This is a genomic window from Actinophytocola sp., from assembly GCF_036002505.1.
GTDB lineage: Bacteria > Actinomycetota > Actinomycetes > Mycobacteriales > Pseudonocardiaceae > DASYTH01.
This window is the reverse complement of sequence record NZ_DASYTH010000119.1, coordinates 15,958-32,318: the sequence shown is the minus strand read 5'-3', so window position 1 is coordinate 32,318 and position 16,361 is coordinate 15,958. Positions and strand designations below refer to the sequence as shown.

17 protein-coding genes are annotated in these 16,361 nt (G+C 70.1%); 5 read left to right on the top strand and 12 right to left on the bottom strand.

Translation table 11 applies throughout. The features are described 5' to 3' along the window. Nucleotide 1 precedes the first annotated feature (1 nt). Both VGR06_RS09735 and VGR06_RS09730 read right to left on the bottom strand, forming a co-directional pair. Nucleotides 2-1,360, bottom strand: a complete 1,359-nt coding sequence (locus tag VGR06_RS09735) for a cation:proton antiporter (protein ID WP_327558663.1) — start codon at nucleotides 1,358-1,360, stop codon at nucleotides 2-4. Beyond that, nucleotides 1,357-3,141 (bottom strand): NAD(P)/FAD-dependent oxidoreductase, encoded by a 1,785-nt coding sequence (locus VGR06_RS09730; RefSeq protein WP_327558662.1) that lies wholly within the window; start codon nucleotides 3,139-3,141, stop codon nucleotides 1,357-1,359. The genes VGR06_RS09735 and VGR06_RS09730 overlap by 4 nt, the downstream gene beginning before the upstream one ends. A gap of 247 nt (nucleotides 3,142-3,388) precedes the next feature. On the opposite strand from VGR06_RS09730, the gene VGR06_RS09725 reads away from it, so the two are divergent. Then, nucleotides 3,389-4,084, top strand: coding sequence for a response regulator transcription factor (locus VGR06_RS09725; RefSeq protein WP_327558661.1), 696 nt, complete (start codon nucleotides 3,389-3,391; stop codon nucleotides 4,082-4,084). Nucleotides 4,085-4,142: 58 nt separating this feature from the next. Here VGR06_RS09725 and VGR06_RS09720 read toward each other — a convergent pair whose 3' ends face one another. Both VGR06_RS09720 and VGR06_RS09715 read right to left on the bottom strand, forming a co-directional pair. Further along, a complete protein-coding gene (locus tag VGR06_RS09720) occupies nucleotides 4,143-4,760 on the bottom strand; it encodes a hypothetical protein (RefSeq protein WP_327558660.1) in 618 nt (205 codons plus the stop codon). Between the two features lie 151 nt (nucleotides 4,761-4,911). Then, a complete protein-coding gene (locus tag VGR06_RS09715; protein WP_327558659.1) occupies nucleotides 4,912-5,277 on the bottom strand; it encodes a hypothetical protein in 366 nt (121 codons plus the stop codon). A gap of 569 nt (nucleotides 5,278-5,846) precedes the next feature. Here VGR06_RS09715 and VGR06_RS09710 point away from each other — a divergent pair. After that, entirely contained in the window at nucleotides 5,847-6,374 is a 528-nt protein-coding gene (locus tag VGR06_RS09710; RefSeq protein ID WP_327558658.1) for a sigma-70 family RNA polymerase sigma factor, read from the top strand. 15 nt (nucleotides 6,375-6,389) lie between these two features. Here VGR06_RS09710 and VGR06_RS09705 read toward each other — a convergent pair whose 3' ends face one another. Further along, the gene (locus tag VGR06_RS09705) at nucleotides 6,390-7,286 is read right to left on the bottom strand and encodes a hypothetical protein (RefSeq protein WP_327558657.1); all 897 of its coding nucleotides are present in this window, start codon (nucleotides 7,284-7,286) and stop codon (nucleotides 6,390-6,392) included. A gap of 37 nt (nucleotides 7,287-7,323) precedes the next feature. Beyond that, complete coding sequence (locus VGR06_RS09700; RefSeq protein WP_327558656.1) at nucleotides 7,324-7,599, bottom strand: hypothetical protein; 276 nt, start codon at nucleotides 7,597-7,599, stop codon at nucleotides 7,324-7,326. Between the two features lie 319 nt (nucleotides 7,600-7,918). On the opposite strand from VGR06_RS09700, the gene VGR06_RS09695 reads away from it, so the two are divergent. The 3 genes from VGR06_RS09695 to VGR06_RS09685 are packed head-to-tail and all read left to right on the top strand — an operon-like array spanning nucleotide 7,919 to nucleotide 11,024. Then, complete coding sequence (locus VGR06_RS09695) at nucleotides 7,919-9,463, top strand: aromatic amino acid ammonia-lyase (RefSeq protein WP_327558655.1); 1,545 nt, start codon at nucleotides 7,919-7,921, stop codon at nucleotides 9,461-9,463. Then, nucleotides 9,460-10,356, top strand: coding sequence for an L-tyrosine 3-hydroxylase (locus VGR06_RS09690; protein WP_327558654.1), 897 nt, complete (start codon nucleotides 9,460-9,462; stop codon nucleotides 10,354-10,356). The genes VGR06_RS09695 and VGR06_RS09690 overlap by 4 nt, the downstream gene beginning before the upstream one ends. Beyond that, nucleotides 10,353-11,024 carry an O-methyltransferase gene (locus VGR06_RS09685; protein ID WP_327558653.1) on the top strand — a complete coding sequence of 224 codons (672 nt, stop codon included), beginning with the start codon at nucleotides 10,353-10,355 and terminating at the stop codon, nucleotides 11,022-11,024. Before VGR06_RS09690 ends, VGR06_RS09685 begins: the two co-directional genes overlap by 4 nt. 383 nt (nucleotides 11,025-11,407) lie before the next feature. On the opposite strand, the gene VGR06_RS09680 is transcribed toward VGR06_RS09685, so the two are convergent. From VGR06_RS09680 to VGR06_RS09655, 6 genes are all read right to left on the bottom strand, one after another. Continuing rightward, entirely contained in the window at nucleotides 11,408-11,845 is a 438-nt protein-coding gene (locus VGR06_RS09680) for a hypothetical protein (RefSeq protein WP_327558652.1), read from the bottom strand. A 51-nt stretch (nucleotides 11,846-11,896) separates the two neighbouring features. Next, on the bottom strand, nucleotides 11,897-12,703 hold the full coding sequence (locus VGR06_RS09675) for a hypothetical protein (RefSeq protein ID WP_327558651.1): 807 nt from the start codon (nucleotides 12,701-12,703) through the stop codon (nucleotides 11,897-11,899). Continuing rightward, complete coding sequence (locus VGR06_RS09670; protein WP_327558650.1) at nucleotides 12,703-13,149, bottom strand: hypothetical protein; 447 nt, start codon at nucleotides 13,147-13,149, stop codon at nucleotides 12,703-12,705. The genes VGR06_RS09675 and VGR06_RS09670 overlap by 1 nt, the downstream gene beginning before the upstream one ends. A gap of 114 nt (nucleotides 13,150-13,263) precedes the next feature. After that, nucleotides 13,264-14,175, bottom strand: a complete 912-nt coding sequence (gene rarD / locus VGR06_RS09665) for an EamA family transporter RarD (protein ID WP_327558649.1) — start codon at nucleotides 14,173-14,175, stop codon at nucleotides 13,264-13,266. A 31-nt stretch (nucleotides 14,176-14,206) separates the two neighbouring features. After that, on the bottom strand, nucleotides 14,207-15,142 hold the full coding sequence (locus tag VGR06_RS09660) for an SDR family NAD(P)-dependent oxidoreductase (protein ID WP_327558648.1): 936 nt from the start codon (nucleotides 15,140-15,142) through the stop codon (nucleotides 14,207-14,209). A 2-nt stretch (nucleotides 15,143-15,144) separates the two neighbouring features. Then, the gene (locus tag VGR06_RS09655) at nucleotides 15,145-16,356 is read right to left on the bottom strand and encodes a cytochrome P450 (RefSeq protein WP_327558647.1); all 1,212 of its coding nucleotides are present in this window, start codon (nucleotides 16,354-16,356) and stop codon (nucleotides 15,145-15,147) included. Nucleotides 16,357-16,361 lie beyond the last annotated feature (5 nt).

Genomic DNA, 16,361 nt, shown 5'->3' with positions numbered 1-16,361 from the left:
GTCAGTCCCCTCCGGTCAGGGTCAGCAGCGGGCCGGTGGCCGCGGTCGTGACCAGTGCCATGACGACGAAACAGGTGAACAGCTCGGTGGGGAGAACGCCGATGGACAGGCCGACCTGCAGCACGATGATCTCGGTCAGCCCGCGGCAGCTCATCAGCACGCCGAGCGCCAGGGCCGGGCGCGGGGCCATGCCGGTCACCAGCCCCGGCACCGCCACGCCCAGCACCTTGCCGCCGACCGCCACCGCGATCACCGGCGGAAGCAGCCACGCGGTCGCGGACAGGGCGCCGATGTCGGTGCGCAACCCGACCATCGCGAAGAACACCGGCAGCAGCCACCACGTCGCGGGCCGCAGGACCCGCTCGACGAGCTCGGCGACGGCGGGCGAGTCCCGCGGCACGATCACGCCCGCCAGGAACGCCCCGAAGATCGGCTGGACACCGATCGCGTCGGTCGCGGCCGCCGAGGCGAGCAGCGTCGCCAGGACGACCACGGCCACCGCGCCGGTCCGCGCCGCGGCCACCGCGGCCGCCCACCTGAGCGCCGGCCGGACCAGCAGCCACATGACCGCGCAGAACCCCAGCGCCAGCACCAGGGTCCCGGCCGGACCGCCCGGCGACGTCCCGGCCGTGGCGACCACGACCGCGAGCAGGCACCATGCGGTCAGGTCGCTGACCCCCGCGGTGGCCAGGCTCAGCGTCCCCATCCGGGTGCCGTCCATTCCCCGCTCCGCCAGGATCCTCGCCAGCACCGGAAATGCCGTGACGCTCAGCGCGATCCCGCAGAACATCGCGTAGGGCAGTGCGGCCGCCCCCGCCGGCCGCACCGCGGCGAGCGGGCCCACCGCCAGCAGGACGCCGCCGAGAAACGGGACGGCGATGCCGGTGTGCCCGAGCACGACCGCCCGGGAGCCGCAGGCCCGCAGCAGCGGCAGGCGCAGCTCCGCGCCGACGGTGAACATGAAGAAGACCACGCCGAGCTGAGCCAGCACGCCCAGGGCGAGCAGCGCGCCCGGGCCGAAGAGCTCCTCCCGCAGGCCGGGCGTCACCGAGCCGAACGCGGACGGGCCCAGCAGCACGCCGGCGGCGATCTCCCCGATCACCGCGGGCTGGCCGAGCCGCTCCGCGAGCCCGCCGGCCACCCGGGCCGCGACCACCACCAGCACCACGGCCAGCAGCAGGTGCGCGGCGTCGAGCTGGACGCCGGGCGCCGGCGCGAGGCCCGGGCGCACGACACCGCCCGGCGGTTCGCCGCGCAGCACCCAGGCGGCGACGGCGGCGGGGAGCACGGCGAACCCGGCATACGCGAGGCCGTGCCGCACCGCTCCCCGCCCGGTGGTCGCCGGGCGGGTGCTCGTCACGGCCGCGCTCCGCCGCTTCCCGCCGGCAGCGGCGTGACCAGTCCGGCCCGGAGCAGCCGCTTGACCAACTGCCGCTGGGGGAAACCCAGCGGCCCGCCGAACGAGCCCAGCGTCACGGGGCCGGCGCGCAGCGCCGCCCAGACGCCCTCCGCGCCGTCGCGGTCCAGACCGCGCACCGCGGGCCGGCCCTCGACCTGGAACCGGTGGCAGGCAAGCGGAGCGTCGAGCGGTGCGGGCAGCGCGCCCCCGTCCGAGAGCGGATCCTTCCAGTACTGGGCGAACGCGGCCTTCACCTCCGGCGGGACCTGGTAAGGCGCCGGCGGCATGAATGCCTTGAACCCCGGCACGTCGACCCCGGGTCCGCGCCGGGCGGTCACCCCGCCGACCAGTCGCAGCGGCGTGCCGTCGTCCACTTCGGCCGGCTCGGCGAGCCCGGCCGCGCGCATGTAGGGACCGTCGCGGTCGAGGTCCTCGATCCGGCCGGTGCCGCCGGAGAGGACCTGGAGCAGGTCCGGGATCAGCGCGGTGTTGAGCAGCGCGTCGAAGGTGCGGTCCTGGATGTCCAGGTCGGCCACGGCGCCCCGGCTGCGCCAGTACACGCTTTCCGGATCGTTCTTGCCGATCGCGTGGTACCACTGGTCGATCGACAGGGCGAACGTCTCGGCGAGCCCGTGCCAGCCCTCGTCGTAGTCCTGCCACAGGTCCCGCTTGTCCTGTTCGGACAGTGCACTCGAGAAGGTCTGCTCCAGCAGCAGCGCGGTGGCCGCGCCCATGGTCATGCCGAAGGCGACCCCGGAGGAGAACAGCGGATCGACGAAGAACGCCGCGTCACCGGCGAGGATCCAGCGCTCGTCGAAGTCGGTGAACCTGTCGTTGATCATCGAGTAGTTCGTGGCGGTGTGCACGCCCTCGGCGATCGGCTCGACGCCGCCGATCAGGTCCCGCACGTGCGGGACGGACCGGACGGCCCGCATGAAGGTCTCCGGGTCGGTGAAGTCCTTGCCCGGCTCGCGCAGCACCTCCGGCAGGGTGACGATGCCGATCGAGTGGGTCATCGTCCGCCGGCCGCCGACCATCTTCGGGACCGGGATGTACCAGCACCATCCGTCCTTGAACGCGCTGCACAGGATCGGCGAGAGCGAGTCATCGTGGAACACGTTCCACTCCCCCGGCAGGTCCTGCGCCGGGAGCCCGCCCGTGAAGTGCTGCCAGATCGCGATGTTGCGGTACTCGGAGAGCCACTGCCGCTTCGCCTTGGCGGCGATGCTCGTGCGCCGGCCGGCCGCGTCGACGAAGTAGGCGGCCCGCACGCTCCTGCCGTCCGCCAGCCGCACCGCGCAACCGGACGGTCCGGACTCGAACCCCTTGACCGCCACCCCCTGGAACACCTCGACGCCATGATCGGCGGCGTTGTCCAGCAGGATGTGGTCGAACTCGGAGCGGTTGACGTGCAGCGCCCACCGGTACACACCGTCCTCGACCACACTGGGATGGTCGAAGTAGGTCACCTTCGGACTGGTCTCGTCCCAGCTGTAGATCCCGCCGAACTTCTGCACCCAGCATTCGCTGGCGAGCACCTTCGCCAGCGCGCCGCTGGCCTCCAGCGCCGGAACCACCGGGTGGGCGAACGACTCGCCGATGTGCTCGCGGGGGAAGATCTCCTTGTCGAACAGGGCGATCCGGAGGTTGGTCCGCCGGGCCAGCACCGCCCCGAGCGTGGCACCGGCCGGGCCACCGCCCATGATCACCACGTCGTACTCGTCGCGAATCTCGTGCACCATCAGGCAAACTCCTCACCTGCAGCACACCGCGGTCCGGACAGTCCTTTACCGACTGTTCCGTCACCGGCCGGCGGGCGGATGGCCTGTCTGCCTGGCAATCTTTGCGCCGAACAGAGCAGGGCAGACCCTCCCGCACAGCGCCTTTTGATGGTCTTTTAACAATTTTCCGCCTTACCTCGCTGGCTGCGTCCTCACAGTTACGTAAAGCATCGTCGCAAGTTTCCACTCGCCCGTTTACCCTGCGATGATGCGCAAGGTTCTGGTGGTCGAGAAGGACCCGACATCGCGGGCGGCGCTGACGGATGCCATGACCGCTTTGGGATACGAGGTCAAGCAGGCCGCCACCGCACTGGACGCGCTGCGCGGAGTGATCACCGAGCCGGAGCTGAACCTCGCCCTCTTCGACCTCCACGTGTCCGATCTGGACGGACTGACCGCGCTGCGGATGCTGCGCGACGCGAGCGACGTGCCGGTCATCGCCACCGGCAACCGCAGCAGCGAGAAGGCGCTCGTGAAGGCGCTGAACGGTGGCGCGGACGACTACCTGATCAAGCCGTTCTCCACGGAGCACCTGATCGCGCGGATCAACGCGCTGCTCCGCCGCACCACCGGGAGACCCGCGCCGTCCGAGGAGCTTCTCGTGGTCGGCGAGCTGCGGATCGACCCCGTCCGCCGGGGCGCCTGGATGGGCGACCGGCCGCTCACGCTGACCCGCCGGGAGTTCGACCTCCTGACCTACCTCGCGCAGCGGATCGGCCAGGTGATCAGCAAGAGCGAGCTCAGCCGGTCGGTATGGTCCCGCCCGCACCCCGGCACCGGCCGCACCATCGACGTGCACGCGTCCTGGCTGCGCCGCAAGCTCGGCGAAACCGCCGCGAAACCACGCTACCTGCACACCGTCCGCGGCGTGGGTTTCCGCATGGTCGTCCCCGAAATGCCCTGAAGGCGGCCTTCACGACGTTCAGCGTCGTGAAGGCCGCCTTCAGGGCATTTCGGTCGGGTTACTCGCCCGACACCGGGTCGTTGTCGCCGTTCCACAGTTCCGACAGGAGGGGCGCCTCCACCGGCTGCGTCTCCGCGGGGATCGCCGGCACCCCCTCGTCCTGCCGGAGCTGCGTTCCCGACCCCGGCTCGAGGGGAACACCGGGACGCACCTCGAGGGGAACACCGGGAAGCAGAGGTGTGAGCCCCTCGGCCTGGCATGCCGCCAGCGGGTCCCACCACATCAGGCTGGCCCAGTCACCCTTCTGCGACTCGCAGATCGTGAAGGTCTTCGAGAACCACGTCCGGCCGCTGTACGGCTCGGCCTTGATCACGACCTGGCCATGGAACCACTCGTCCGCCTTGTAGAAGACAGATTCACCGTGCCTGGCCAGGTAGGTGCAGGCCTGGTCGTCATCCCGGTCCGGCGGGCACACCTTGACCGAACGGTAGATGTCCTGCCCGCGCGGATCCATCGTGATCGAGATCTGCTTGTCGCCGTTGCCGGCCGACGCCGTCCCCGAGAGGACGAGCGCGCTCACGCCGGCGCCCAGCACCGCGGCGACCACCAGCCCGGCGCGCCACAGCCGGCCACCCCGGAATCCGGGGAGAATACGAGAGATAATCTGCCGTGCCATAAACAACCCTTCTGATCATGCCGCCCGGGTTTCCGGGAGCCGCCGTTTCGTCCTCACTGGAGAACACGGGGAACGCGGGGGCTCCGGAACGGTTCCCACCAGGACTTGATGCCAATGTCAGTGTCGTGCCAGCCGGACGGCCGGTGTCGCCCTAGCAATCAACCCGCTTGAATTCGGCAGCGAAGAACGGACCGTCGAACCGCACGCACAATCTGCGTTCACGAGCTGAATATGGCAAGCTGTGGTATCCACCGAACCTGGCTCCACCCGAGATCACGAATGGACCGTCGCCGATCGGGCAGGTCATTTCGATCTCATCGTCGAGCCAGAGACGTTCATGGGAGCACACCACATTGTCGGCGTGGTCGTAGACCGTCACCCACGCCTCGAACCATCCCTTCTGGATCACTTTCAGCTGCAGCGTGGAAGGCGTGATCGGCACCGGCACGCCCTGGGCGCAGGCAAGGTCCCGGACACTCGACACCGGAGCCGCTGCCGTGCAGGTCTCGTCGGGCATGGCGTTCCTCAGCCGTACCAGGAGATCCCGACGAGCCGCCACGCCGCCGTGAGAGTTTCCGGCGGCGACCCATCCGTGGAGGACCCCGGCGAGCCGCCACGAGCCGTCCGCCGCCCGTGCCGTCGCCGTTCATCCCGAGGCGGACCACCATGGTGGCCGGATCACGCCCTGTGAAGCAGTGTCCCGCGGTGATGATGACCGTCGGACTGATCAGCTCCGAGCCGACCTCGGAATTGTTCCGGACGCGGTCGGCAGCGTCGCGCCGCACCACGACGGCGGTCGCGACGCCCAGAAGCGTTACCAAGGCCAGCACGCCCAACACCAACGTGCGCTTCGTGACCATCATTCTCCTCGTTCCCGCGCCCACTCCACCCGTAAATTAACGGGACGCACCGCGAGCCGCACCGGAACGGCCACCCATTTTAGCCGGATGTGAGCCGGAACACGCCGAGCCCTTTACGGAAATGTGCACATTTCCGGCTTCCGGCGGTGAACTTCTCCTGAACGTTCATCCGTGCCATTGACTGCCGGAAAGAAATTTCATCGCCCATTTTCGGGAGGAGCGACGCGTGAGGCTTCCGGGTGGACGCCGGGCTGACCGATCGGCCAGCGACGATGCCCTCGTCGCGTCGCTGTACGAGCACCATGGAAAGCGGATGCTCGCGGACGCCACCAGGATGACCGGAGACGAGCACCTGGCCGAGGACGTGGTCCAGGAGGCCTGGATACGGGCCTGGCTGCACCTCGACGCCCTGCTGAACAAGCCAGGCTCGATCCGCGGCTGGTTCCGCACCGTCGTGCAGCGCATCGTCATCGACCAGGCCCGGGCGTGTGCGGCCCGGCCGGTCGAGGTCGCGCCGGGCCACGCCCCGGACGAGACCCCGGACGATCCCACCGAGCTCGTCGAGGACGCCGTTCTCGTCGCACAGGCCCTGAAATCGTTGTCGCCCGAGCATCGTGAGGTGCTGGTCGAGGTGTACTACCACGGCCGGACGGTCAACGAGGTGGCGGCCTTTCTGGCGATACCGCCGGGAACCGTGAAGTCGCGCGTCTTCTACGCGTTGCGATCCCTGCGGACGGTCATCGGTGACGAATGAGACCTGTCCCCCGGATCATTGAGCCGCCTTCTGCCCTGTGGGGGACACCGCGAACCAGGTGCCACCGACACCGTTCCCCTTGACGTCGCCGGCGGCCTTGTCCTGGCTGTAGCCGTAGACCGGCCACCCGCCGATGGTGAGCTGTTTGGTGCCGTCGGGCCGGACGATGGTGTCGACCAGCGACCGGTCGATCCCGTCCACGGGGGTGTCGTCGGACGTGACGACCGCCGGCGGCCACATCTTGGCACAGGCACCCACACAGTTGCTGCGGGGCGGGTTCGCGGTGTCGCGGTCGAACCGGTACAGGGTGTATCCGTCCGCGTCGACCACGATGGTGCCCAGCTGGTCCGATCTGGTCGCGGCGAGCACGGCGCCCTCCACGGCCGCCTTGTCGGCCTTCTGCCCGGTCGGGGTCACCGCGAACCAGGTGCTGCTGTTGCCGTTCCCCGTGGCCTTGCCGGGGGCCTTGTCCTTGCTGTACCGGTACAACGGCCTCCCCCCGAGGGTGAGCTGCTCCCGCCCGTCCGCGCGCTTGACGGTGTTGACCAGCTCGTTGGCGACGCCGCGCAGCTCGACCGGGGTGGACCCGACGAGCGCGGGCGGCCACTTGACGGCGCACTGGCCCGAGCAGGTGGCCTTCGGCGGATCGGTCTCATCCCGCTCGAAGCGGTAGAGGACGCGGCCGTCCTGGTCGGTGACGACGTTGCCCAGGTCCTCGGTCCTGGTGACGGCGAGCACCGTGGTGGCACCCTGGCCGCCGCCGTCCGCCGCGGGCGGCGACTTCTGGGCGGACCCGCCCGTGGCGGCCGGCGGGGGCGGCTGGGTGGGCAGCGACTCGGAGCTGCAGGCCGCGAGCAGTCCCGCCAGCGCGAAAGCGCACACCGCCACCGTCAACCGTGAACGTCTCATCATGGTGCTGGCTCCGATACTGTGCCGGTGGATTCCGGGCTCAGGCGGCGGCGGGCGGGGAGGCGATCAGGTCGTTGCCCGCTCTGGTGATCCGGGCAGGCACCCGCTGACCGATCGATCCGGCCCGCGCCGGACGGACGAGGCCCTCGTGGGCCAGGGCACGGGACACCGCCTGGTCGCAGCAGGGGAACCCGTCGATGAACAGGTCGGGCTCGCAGCTCAGCGAGATCTCGGCGCGACCTGCCGCGACTGCCCGGAGCACGGCGAGCGCGCGGCGGTTCCAGCTCACCAGTGCCCTGTCTGACTGACGAACCATGGGGTCCTCCTCCACACGCGGACGGATTCGCCTCGTGCGACCGTCCGGCACGCTTCATCCGTGGCACGGTCCGGCACGGCGAGAAGTTCATCCGGCATGTTGCTTTCCTTGCGGGAGTGAACGTGACGTTGCTTGCCCGCTATGGCATGAACGTGACGTTGCTTCCTCATCACCGGCAAGGGCGAAGTGCAAAGCCTCCATCAAATTCACGGTTTCCTTGCGCCAGCAATGGTTCCACTCGTATCGGCGGGTGCCATCATCGGCTGGGCCAGAGCTCAGCCCGACGGGGGGCCACCCTTCACAGCAAAGGGAAATGCCCATGACGGCAACATCGGTCATCAACTCCCTGAATTCCGGCGACGTGCTGACCCCGGCCTCGCTCGAGCACGCGGCGAAGCCGTTGGCGATCAGAACGACGGACGACACGGCCCGCGCGGTGGAGCGCGGTCGGGCCTTCGTGGACAGATGCCTCCGCGAGGACCGGCAGGTTTACGGGTCCACCACGGGGTTCGGCCCGCTCGTCGTCCACAGTGGCCGGGACGACCCCGAGGACCAGTGCGACAACGTGTTGCAGCACCTGACCGCCGGCCAGGGCCCGGACCTGCCGCCCGAGGTCGTGCGCGCGACCGTGCTCGTGCGCCTGTGGTCGCTGTCGCGCGGCGTGTCGGGCATCTCCCCGGCGGCGCTGGCGAGCCTGCGCGACATGCTGGCCACCTCGTTCGCCCCGGCGGTACCCGAGCTCGGTTCGGTGGGTGCCAGCGGTGACCTGGTGCCGCTGGCCCATGTCGTGCAGAGCCTGCGGGGCGTCGGGCACGCCTATGTCGACGGTGCGCGGATGCCCGCCGGCGAGGCCCTGGCGCGGGCCGGGCTCGCCCCGCTCGAGCTCGGTGGGCGGGATGCGCTGTCCCTGGTGAACGGCACCTCGCTGACCACCGCCGCGGCGGGCCTGGCGGTCGCGTCGATGCGCCGCTCGCACGAGATCGCGCTGGCGTTGAGCGCGCTGCTCACCGACGTGCTCGGCGCGGCTCCGGCGTTCATATCGCCCCCGCTGCTGCGCGCGTTCGGCCATCCCGAGGCGGTGTGGGCCGGTGAGCGGCTCGGCTACTGGCTTTCCGGCACGCGGCCGTCGGGGGCGCGTGCACTCCAGGAGCCGTACAGCGTGCGGTGCACTCCGCAGTTGCTGGGCGCGGCGAGGTCCGCGGTGGACTGGGCCGAGCGGGTCGTGCGGCAGGATCTGGCCGGCGTCAGCGACAACCCACTGTTCTTCGCCGACGAGGACCAGGTCGCCCACGGGGGCAACTTCTTCGGCCAGCCCTGCGCGTTCGCCGCGGACCTGCTCTCCATGGTCGCCACCCAGATCGGCAATCTCGCCGAACGCCAGATCGACCTCCTGGTCGACCCGCACCGCAACGGCGGCCTGCCCGCGATGCTCGCGCCGCACGGCGGGAAGCAGCACGCCGTGCAGGGGGTTCAGGTCGTGGCCACCTCGGTGGTCGTCGCCATGCGGCGCGCGTGCACGCCCGCGAGCATGCAGAGCGTCCCGACCAACCTGCACAACCAGGACGTCGTGCCGTTCGGCACGCAGGCCGCGCTCACCGCGCTGAACCAGGCCCGGTCCCTGCGCCTGCTGCACGGCTGCCTCGGCGTGGTGCTGCGGCAGGCCGCGCACCTGTGCCCCGGCGGGCCGACCGCGCAGCGCTGCGCGGAGCTGGTCGGCGCGCTGGCCGAGGTCGTCGCGCCCCTCGAGCGGGACCGCCCACTCCACGGGGAGATCCGCGCCGCCGCGGACGTGCTCGACCGGTTCGTGCCGCGGCACGTCCCGGAGCTGGCCGACCCCGCGACGTGCGCGCTGGAGGAACGATGACCACGGCACCCGTCGGCTACGCGCCGCGGCCGGACCTGCGGCACACCGCCGTCCAGACTGTCGAGTCCACTGTGGACTCCGAGTTTCCGTTGCTGCACCTGCCGATGCCCGGCCACCGCTTCCGGCCCGACAGCCGGTGTGCCACGTGCCGCCGGGACCGGGTCCCGGCGCAGGTGCGCCGCCCGCCGCGACCGTCGTGGCGCTCCGGGCCCGACGAGGAATCCCTGGCCTGGTTCCGCTGGCTGCTCGGTCACCATCTCGCGACCGGCGTCTGGCGCGTGCAGCGGGAGCTGCTGACCGCGGCGCTCGACCCGGGCACCCGGCGCCCGGACGCGATCGAGGCCGTGCACACCACGGCGGCCCTGTACCGCACGTACTCGACGCTGTTGCTCTACTCGGGCAGCTGCACTCCGGCGGTCTACGCCAGGGTGATCCGGACCAGGATGATGGCGTGGCATCCGGCGTTCAGCGGCACCTGGGCACGGGACCACGAGCATGTCTCGGCCCTGCTTCGCCAGCTGAAACCGCTCACCGACGACACGGTCGCCCGCTCGCTGCGGGCAAATCGTCTCGTGCACATGGCCGTCGCCAAGCGGCTCGTGCCCGTCGGCAGGTCGCTGCTGCGCCAGTCCGGCGGCGATCCCCGCGACACGACCGACGGCGATCGCGACTGCTTCGACGAGTTCTTCCGGATCAGCCGCGACGACGTGTGCCGGCACTCGTTCGCCACGCAGCTCACCGACCGGATCCTCCTGGCGCGCGCGGACATCGCGAAAAGCCCGCTCGCCGTCGACCACGGCGACGACGAGCTGCACCGCCTGCAGGCCGATCTCCCGGCACAGCTGGCCCAGCTGGCCTCGATGGTGTCCGAATGGAAGGAAACCCGGTCGTGACGAACTCCACGCAGGACCTGACGAAGAACGTCGCGCTGACGCCCGAGGTCTACCGCTACGTGCTGGACCAGCTTCCCCCGCTCTCGGCCCCGCAGCGGGATCTGATCGAGCGGACGCGGGCCCTCGGCGGCATCAGCGAGATGCAGATCCCGCCCGAGCAGGGAGCGTTCCTCACCCTGCTGACGAAGATCGTCCGGCCGCGCACGGTGGTCGAGGTCGGGACGTTCACCGGGTACTCGACACTCGCGTTCGCGAGCGGCCTGGGACCGGGCGGCCTGGTGATCACCTGCGACACGTCGGCCGAGTGGACCGCCATCGCCGCCGAGACGTGGACGGCGGCCGGAGTCGCCGACCGGATCCAGGTCGAACTGGGCCCGGCGGCGCGGACGCTGCGGCACATGCGCCCGGATCCGTTCGTGGACCTGGCTTTCCTCGACGCGGACAAGACCGGGTACGTCGAGTACTGGGAGCTGCTGGTGCCCCGGCTGCGGCCGGGTGGGCTGCTGCTGGCCGACAACGTGCTCTACGCCGGCGAGGCGGCCGCACCCGGCGCCACCGGAAACGCCCGGGCGATCCGCGAGTTCAACGCGCACGTCCTGGCCGACGACCGGATGGAGTCCGTGCTGCTGCCCATCGCCGACGGTCTGACGATCGCCCGCAAGAGGTGAGTGAGGAAGAAGGCCGGTGAGAGCCGCGATCCTGCGTGCGCCGCTTCGGGTTCTCGTGACCGGGGGAGGCCGTGGGCTCGGTCGGAGTTCACGGCGGCCGTGGTCGCCGCCGGCCGCGACCGCGCGGCACTCGAGCTGACCGCGGAGATGACGCGGAACCTCCCCGGCCGGATCGAGTGCATTCCGGTGGACCTGACCGCACCTTCGACGTCAACCTCGTCACCGCGCACCGGACCATTCACGCGCTGCTGCCTTCGATGATCGACCGCGGCTTCGCCACCGTCACCGACGCCGTCCGCGCCTTCGACCGCATCGTCGCCGGCGGCGCCGACAATCGCTCCGGTGCATACGTCACGGTCGACGACATCCGGAACCCCAGACCGTCACAGACATTCCAGCGACGGCGTATCTCCGCGCTCCACGGTTGCGAGATCGACCAGGAACGAGTCGTCCTCCACATCTTCCCGGGTCGGCACCCGCACGGACACGGCCTGGCCACCCTTGCAGACGGTGACGATCCCCTGCCACAGCAGTCCCGGGAACGGGGTCGTGAAGACGTAACTCCCGACCTGCGTCCAGCCGGTGCACAGATAGTGGGAATCCTCGTTGAGACCACAGGCCTTGATCCAGACCATACCGGGCGGGCCGCCATCCACCTCTGTCGCGGTCCTCACCCTCATCATCTTCGGACCGGTCCCGGCGGCGGCCGGCCCCGTCCACACCGCCACGACAAGACCCGCAACGGCGGCCAGCACGAGCAGCGCCCGACCGAGCCGCGGCACCCGGCCGGCCAATCGCACGAAGGAGTTCTTCTCAGACATGTGGCTACATTCCAGTCATGTTGGCAACTGATTCGGCAGAGATTTCCGGTCCTATTTGGCGGGTGCGGCCGGTGCCGCGCCGCCCCGGCAGTATGACGGGGCCCACCACTTCAGCCCGGCCCAGCGGTCCTCGCTCGACCTCGGGATGCAGAACTTCCTCATGAACTGCTTCTTGTCGTTTCCGGCCGTCACGATGACACTCACCTCACCGACGTACCAGTGGTTCGGCGCGGTGAAGACGGTGCCGCGTACCTTCTGGAGATCGGTACAGGCATCCGACACCTTTTCCTGACTCGTACCGCACACCCGCACAGCGGCGACGTCCCCGCCGAAGGCGGCACTCCCGTCGGTTTCCTTCAGATCGATATCGATCTGTTGACCGTTGGTGGCCGGATGGCATTCCTCCGCCCATACCTCATTGTCGCGCAGGATGCCGCTCAGGTAGCGGTCCACCTCGTTGTCAAACGCCTGGAAGGCGGGTATCTCCATTTGCACCGACTCATGATCCACGCAGACGGTGACCAGGCCCTGCCACCGCCAGCCGGGCAACACGTCCACCATGCCGTAACTCTGCACCGTCATCCACTGGCTGCACACCGGCACGTTCTCCTGGTCCGGGCCGCAGATCTTGACGCGGTGCGCCGGCGGGTCGACGCCGGCCACCTTTTCGTCGAACTCCAGCCTCAGTACCTGCCCGGGGCCGCCGGCGGAGGCCGACCCCGACCACACCGCCACGAAGAGGCCCGCCGTGGCGGCCAGCACGAGCGCCACCCGACCGAACCGCGGCGTGCGCCTGACCAGCCGCACAAACCAGTTGTTCCTGATCACGGAAAACTCTCCTTCACGGTTGCGGGTCATCACAGGCATTCCAGCGACGGTGCCTCCTGCCGCACCGGAATGTCGCTGACATCGACCTCGACCCACGGGTTATCTGTATCGGACGCAAATTGCAGGTGCATGGCCTGGCCACCGAGGCAGAGGGTGACCCGCCCCCACAGCCACGCATATCCCGCGAACGGATTGGCGGGGTGGGTGTCGTATCCGGAGCTGCTGTACGTTGCCCAGGGAGTGCAGACCGTGCCGCCGAACATCTGGATCTCCCCGCAAATCCTGATCGGAAGCAGATAGACCTGCCCAGGCGCGCTCGTGGTCTTCAACGCGATCCGCTTGGGGACCTCGGCTGCGGAGGCCGGCCCCGTCCACAGCACCGCGAAAAGACCACCGATGGCGGCCAGCAGGACCAATACCCGACCCAATCGCGGCAGGCGCCCGACCAACCGCACAAAACAATTGTTCCTGGTCACTTGGCAAAACCTTCCCAGCCAGCCTGTCCACAGCGGAATTCAAGGCAATGTCCCAGGACTCGAAGGTAGTGGGCTCCGCGATCGGGCCAGCCCACCGGCTTGACAAGTTTGCGGTCATGTGAGGCGGCGCGCCGGCTGACGGTCACGGCTGTTGCGGACCGCGTCGACGGTGAAAACCAGCAGCGACAGCCACACCAGGGCGAATCCGATCCAGCGGCTCGCGGGCATCGGCTCGTGCGCGACGAACACGCCCCACCCGAACTGCAGGACCGGCGCCAGGTACTGGAGCATGCCCAGGGTCACCAGCCGCACACGCCGCGCCCCGGCGCCGAAGAGCAGCAACGGCACCGCCGTGACCACACCGGACCCCATCAGCAGCAGGGCGTGGCCGGGGCCATGGCTGCCGAACGTCGGCGCGGGCAACCCGAACAGGTACCCGAGCGCGGCCGGCCCGATGATCATCGTCTCCGCGGTGAGGCTCGCGGCGGAGTCCAGCGGAACCGTCTTCTTGACCAGCCCGTACCCGCCGAAGGACAGGGCCAGCACGAGTGAGATCCAGGGCAGCCGCCCGTAGTCGAGGGTGAGCACGACCACGGCCAGCACGGCGATCGTGACCGCGGCGGTTCGCGCCCCGCGCAGCCGCTCGCCCAGGACGACAACCCCGAGCAGGACGCTGACCAGCGGGGTGATGAAGTAGCCGAGCGCGGACTCGACGACGTGCCGGGTGTTGACCGCGTAGATGAGGGTGCCCCAGTTGACCGTGATGAGGACGGCTGCGCTGGCCACCATCAGCCAGCCGCGCCGCGACAGGCCGATGAGCGGCTGCCAGCGCCGCAGCACCATGGTCACGATCAGCATCACCGCGAGCGACCAGGCGATGCGGTGCGCGAGGATCTCGGTCGCCCTGGTGGGCAGCAGGAGCGGCCAGTAGGCGGGGAACAGCCCCCAGATGAGCTGGGCGCCCACGCCGTAGGCCATGCCCGTGTGCTCGCCGACGGCCGTCGGTGGGGCACGGTGCTTGGCCATCGCTAGCCCGGATCCTCGCCCGTCACGCTGGTCAGAGGCCCAGGGTCGCTGCCGAGACCTGCCACAGCAGGGCGGCTGCCTCCGGATCCACCGCGTAGGGAGTGACGCCGGTCCGGGTGCCGGGCACGTGTGGTCCGGCTTCGTTGCAGTTCTCGAAGTAGCGGCCGGAAACGCCGTCCAGCAGCGGGGACGCGGCCACGAGCACCGTCGTGGCCGCACCTTGCTCCGCGGTCTTGCCGCGCATACCCTCCGCCTTCGCCTCCTCGATCATGGCTTCGAGCACCTCGGGTGGGATGTGGCGGTGCAGGCGCGTCCGGATCCCGCCCGGCATCACGGCGTTCATCGTGATCCCGTCCGCACCCCAGCGTCTGCTCCCCTCGACGCCGAACAGCGCGTTCGCCGTCTTGGACTGGCCGTAGGCGCGCAGCGCGTCGTACGGGCGTCGCTCGAAGTGGATGTCCTCGAACACCACGGGGCTGCGGATGTGCGCGATCGAGCTGACGTTGACCACCCGCGCCCCCTCCGCCTTGAGCGCGGAGTGCAGGCCGACCGTCAGCGCGAAGTGGCCGAGATGGTTGATCGCGAACTGCAACTCCCACCCGTGCGGGGTATGGGTCCGGGGCGGAACCATGACCCCGGCGTTGTTGACCAGAATGTGCAGCGGACCGTCCCATTCGGACACGAACCACCGCACCGACTCCTGGTCGGCGAGGTCGAGCGGCGCGACGTGAACCTGCTTGTTCCCGGTGGCCGCGGTGATCTCGTCGGCGACCTCGAACCCGGCGTCGACATCGCGGGCCGCGATGGTCACCTCGGCACCCGCCACGGCGAGCGCACGCACCGTCTCGACGCCGAGGCCCGACGTCGCACCCGTGACGACGGCGCGCTGGCCGGACAGGTCGACCCCGGCCACCACCTCGAACGCCGTGGTCCCGAAGCCGAAGGGCGTGGTGATCCGCTCGCTCATGCTCACCCCTGCCAGGTGACCGGCAGGTGGTGCGCCCCGCGGATGACCTGCTTCTTCCACGTCACCTCGCCGGCCAGGTGCAGCCGGGGGAACCGGGCCAGCAGCCCGGCCAGCGCCTCCTGCAGCTCGATCGTGCCGATCGGCCGGCCGATGCAGTTGTGCACCCCGTGCCCCCACGCCAGGTGGGACGCCCCCCGGTCGAGCCGGAACTCCCCCGCGGCGGCGAACTGGCGCTCGTCGCGGTTGCTGCCGCCGATCGCCACGAGCACCGGCTCACCCTCCCGCACCAGCGTGCCGCCGATCTCGACATCGGTCGTCGGATAGCGCGGCATGGTGCCCGCGCCGCGGAACAGCGGGATGAACCGGAGCATCTCGTCGATCGCCTCGGGCAGCCGGCTCGGCTCGGCCCGCAGCTCGTCCCACAGCTCCGGGCGTTCCACGAGGAAGTAGGCGAACTTGGCGATCTGGTTCACGGGCCCCTCGTAGCCGGCGACCATCAGCGCCATGCAGAGGTCGACGAGCTCCTGCTCGGTCAGCTCGCCGGAGTCCCGCGCCGCGACCAGGGTGGTGAGCAGGTCGCCGGCCGGCTCCGCGCGTCTGGCCTCGACGAGCTTCAACACGCTGGTGCGCAACTGTTCGGACTTCGCGAGGATCTCCTCCGCCGGCCGCCCGGCCGCGGACATCCGCGCGTCGCTCCACTCGCGAATCTGCGCGCGGTACCCGTCCGGGACACCGATCATGCCGGCGATGACCCCGAGCGAGATCGGCGCCGCGAAGTCCTCGACGAGGTCGGCCGGCGGCCCGAGCCGCTCCATCCGGTCCACAAGCGACTCGACCATGGCACGCACCCACGGCCGCAACCGTTCGACCTCGTGCACGCTGAACGGTTTGGCGACCAGACCGCGCACCCTGGTGTGCTCCGGCGGGTCCAGGCCGATCAGGCTGGCACCGTTCGGCGCGAGGTCGGCCTGGCTCGGCATCGCCCGCCCGGCACCCGCCGCGCGGCTGAAGCGCGGGTCGCCGAGCACGAAGCGGGCGTCCTCGTAGCGGGTCACCAGCCAGGCCGGTTCGCCGTTCAGCAACTGCACCTTGGGCAGCCGCGCGAGGTCGCGGACGAGGTCATAGGTCTCCGAGACGTCGATGCCCTCGTTGCCGTTGAACGGGTAGGGAAACGGCGCGAGGACCGCGGGATCTCCGGTTGCCCGCTCGTCCATGGGAA

What these genes read in the sequence shown, in the direction of transcription:
- VGR06_RS09675 (WP_327558651.1), bottom strand. Translation starts at nt 12,703, where the DNA reads ATGACCCGCAACCGTGAAGGAGAGTTTTCCGTGATCAGGAACAACTGG.
- VGR06_RS09730 (WP_327558662.1), bottom strand. Translation starts at nt 3,141, where the DNA reads ATGGTGCACGAGATTCGCGACGAGTACGACGTGGTGATCATGGGCGGT.
- VGR06_RS09725 (WP_327558661.1), top strand. Translation starts at nt 3,389, where the DNA reads ATGCGCAAGGTTCTGGTGGTCGAGAAGGACCCGACATCGCGGGCGGCG.
- VGR06_RS09705 (WP_327558657.1), bottom strand. Translation starts at nt 7,286, where the DNA reads ATGATGAGACGTTCACGGTTGACGGTGGCGGTGTGCGCTTTCGCGCTG.
- VGR06_RS09720 (WP_327558660.1), bottom strand. Translation starts at nt 4,760, where the DNA reads ATGGCACGGCAGATTATCTCTCGTATTCTCCCCGGATTCCGGGGTGGC.
- VGR06_RS09715 (WP_327558659.1), bottom strand. Translation starts at nt 5,277, where the DNA reads ATGCCCGACGAGACCTGCACGGCAGCGGCTCCGGTGTCGAGTGTCCGG.
- VGR06_RS09655 (WP_327558647.1), bottom strand. Translation starts at nt 16,356, where the DNA reads ATGGACGAGCGGGCAACCGGAGATCCCGCGGTCCTCGCGCCGTTTCCC.
- VGR06_RS09680 (WP_327558652.1), bottom strand. Translation starts at nt 11,845, where the DNA reads ATGTCTGAGAAGAACTCCTTCGTGCGATTGGCCGGCCGGGTGCCGCGG.
- VGR06_RS09695 (WP_327558655.1), top strand. Translation starts at nt 7,919, where the DNA reads ATGACGGCAACATCGGTCATCAACTCCCTGAATTCCGGCGACGTGCTG.
- VGR06_RS09700 (WP_327558656.1), bottom strand. Translation starts at nt 7,599, where the DNA reads ATGGTTCGTCAGTCAGACAGGGCACTGGTGAGCTGGAACCGCCGCGCG.
- VGR06_RS09690 (WP_327558654.1), top strand. Translation starts at nt 9,460, where the DNA reads ATGACCACGGCACCCGTCGGCTACGCGCCGCGGCCGGACCTGCGGCAC.
- VGR06_RS09660 (WP_327558648.1), bottom strand. Translation starts at nt 15,142, where the DNA reads ATGAGCGAGCGGATCACCACGCCCTTCGGCTTCGGGACCACGGCGTTC.
- rarD (WP_327558649.1), bottom strand. Translation starts at nt 14,175, where the DNA reads ATGGCCAAGCACCGTGCCCCACCGACGGCCGTCGGCGAGCACACGGGC.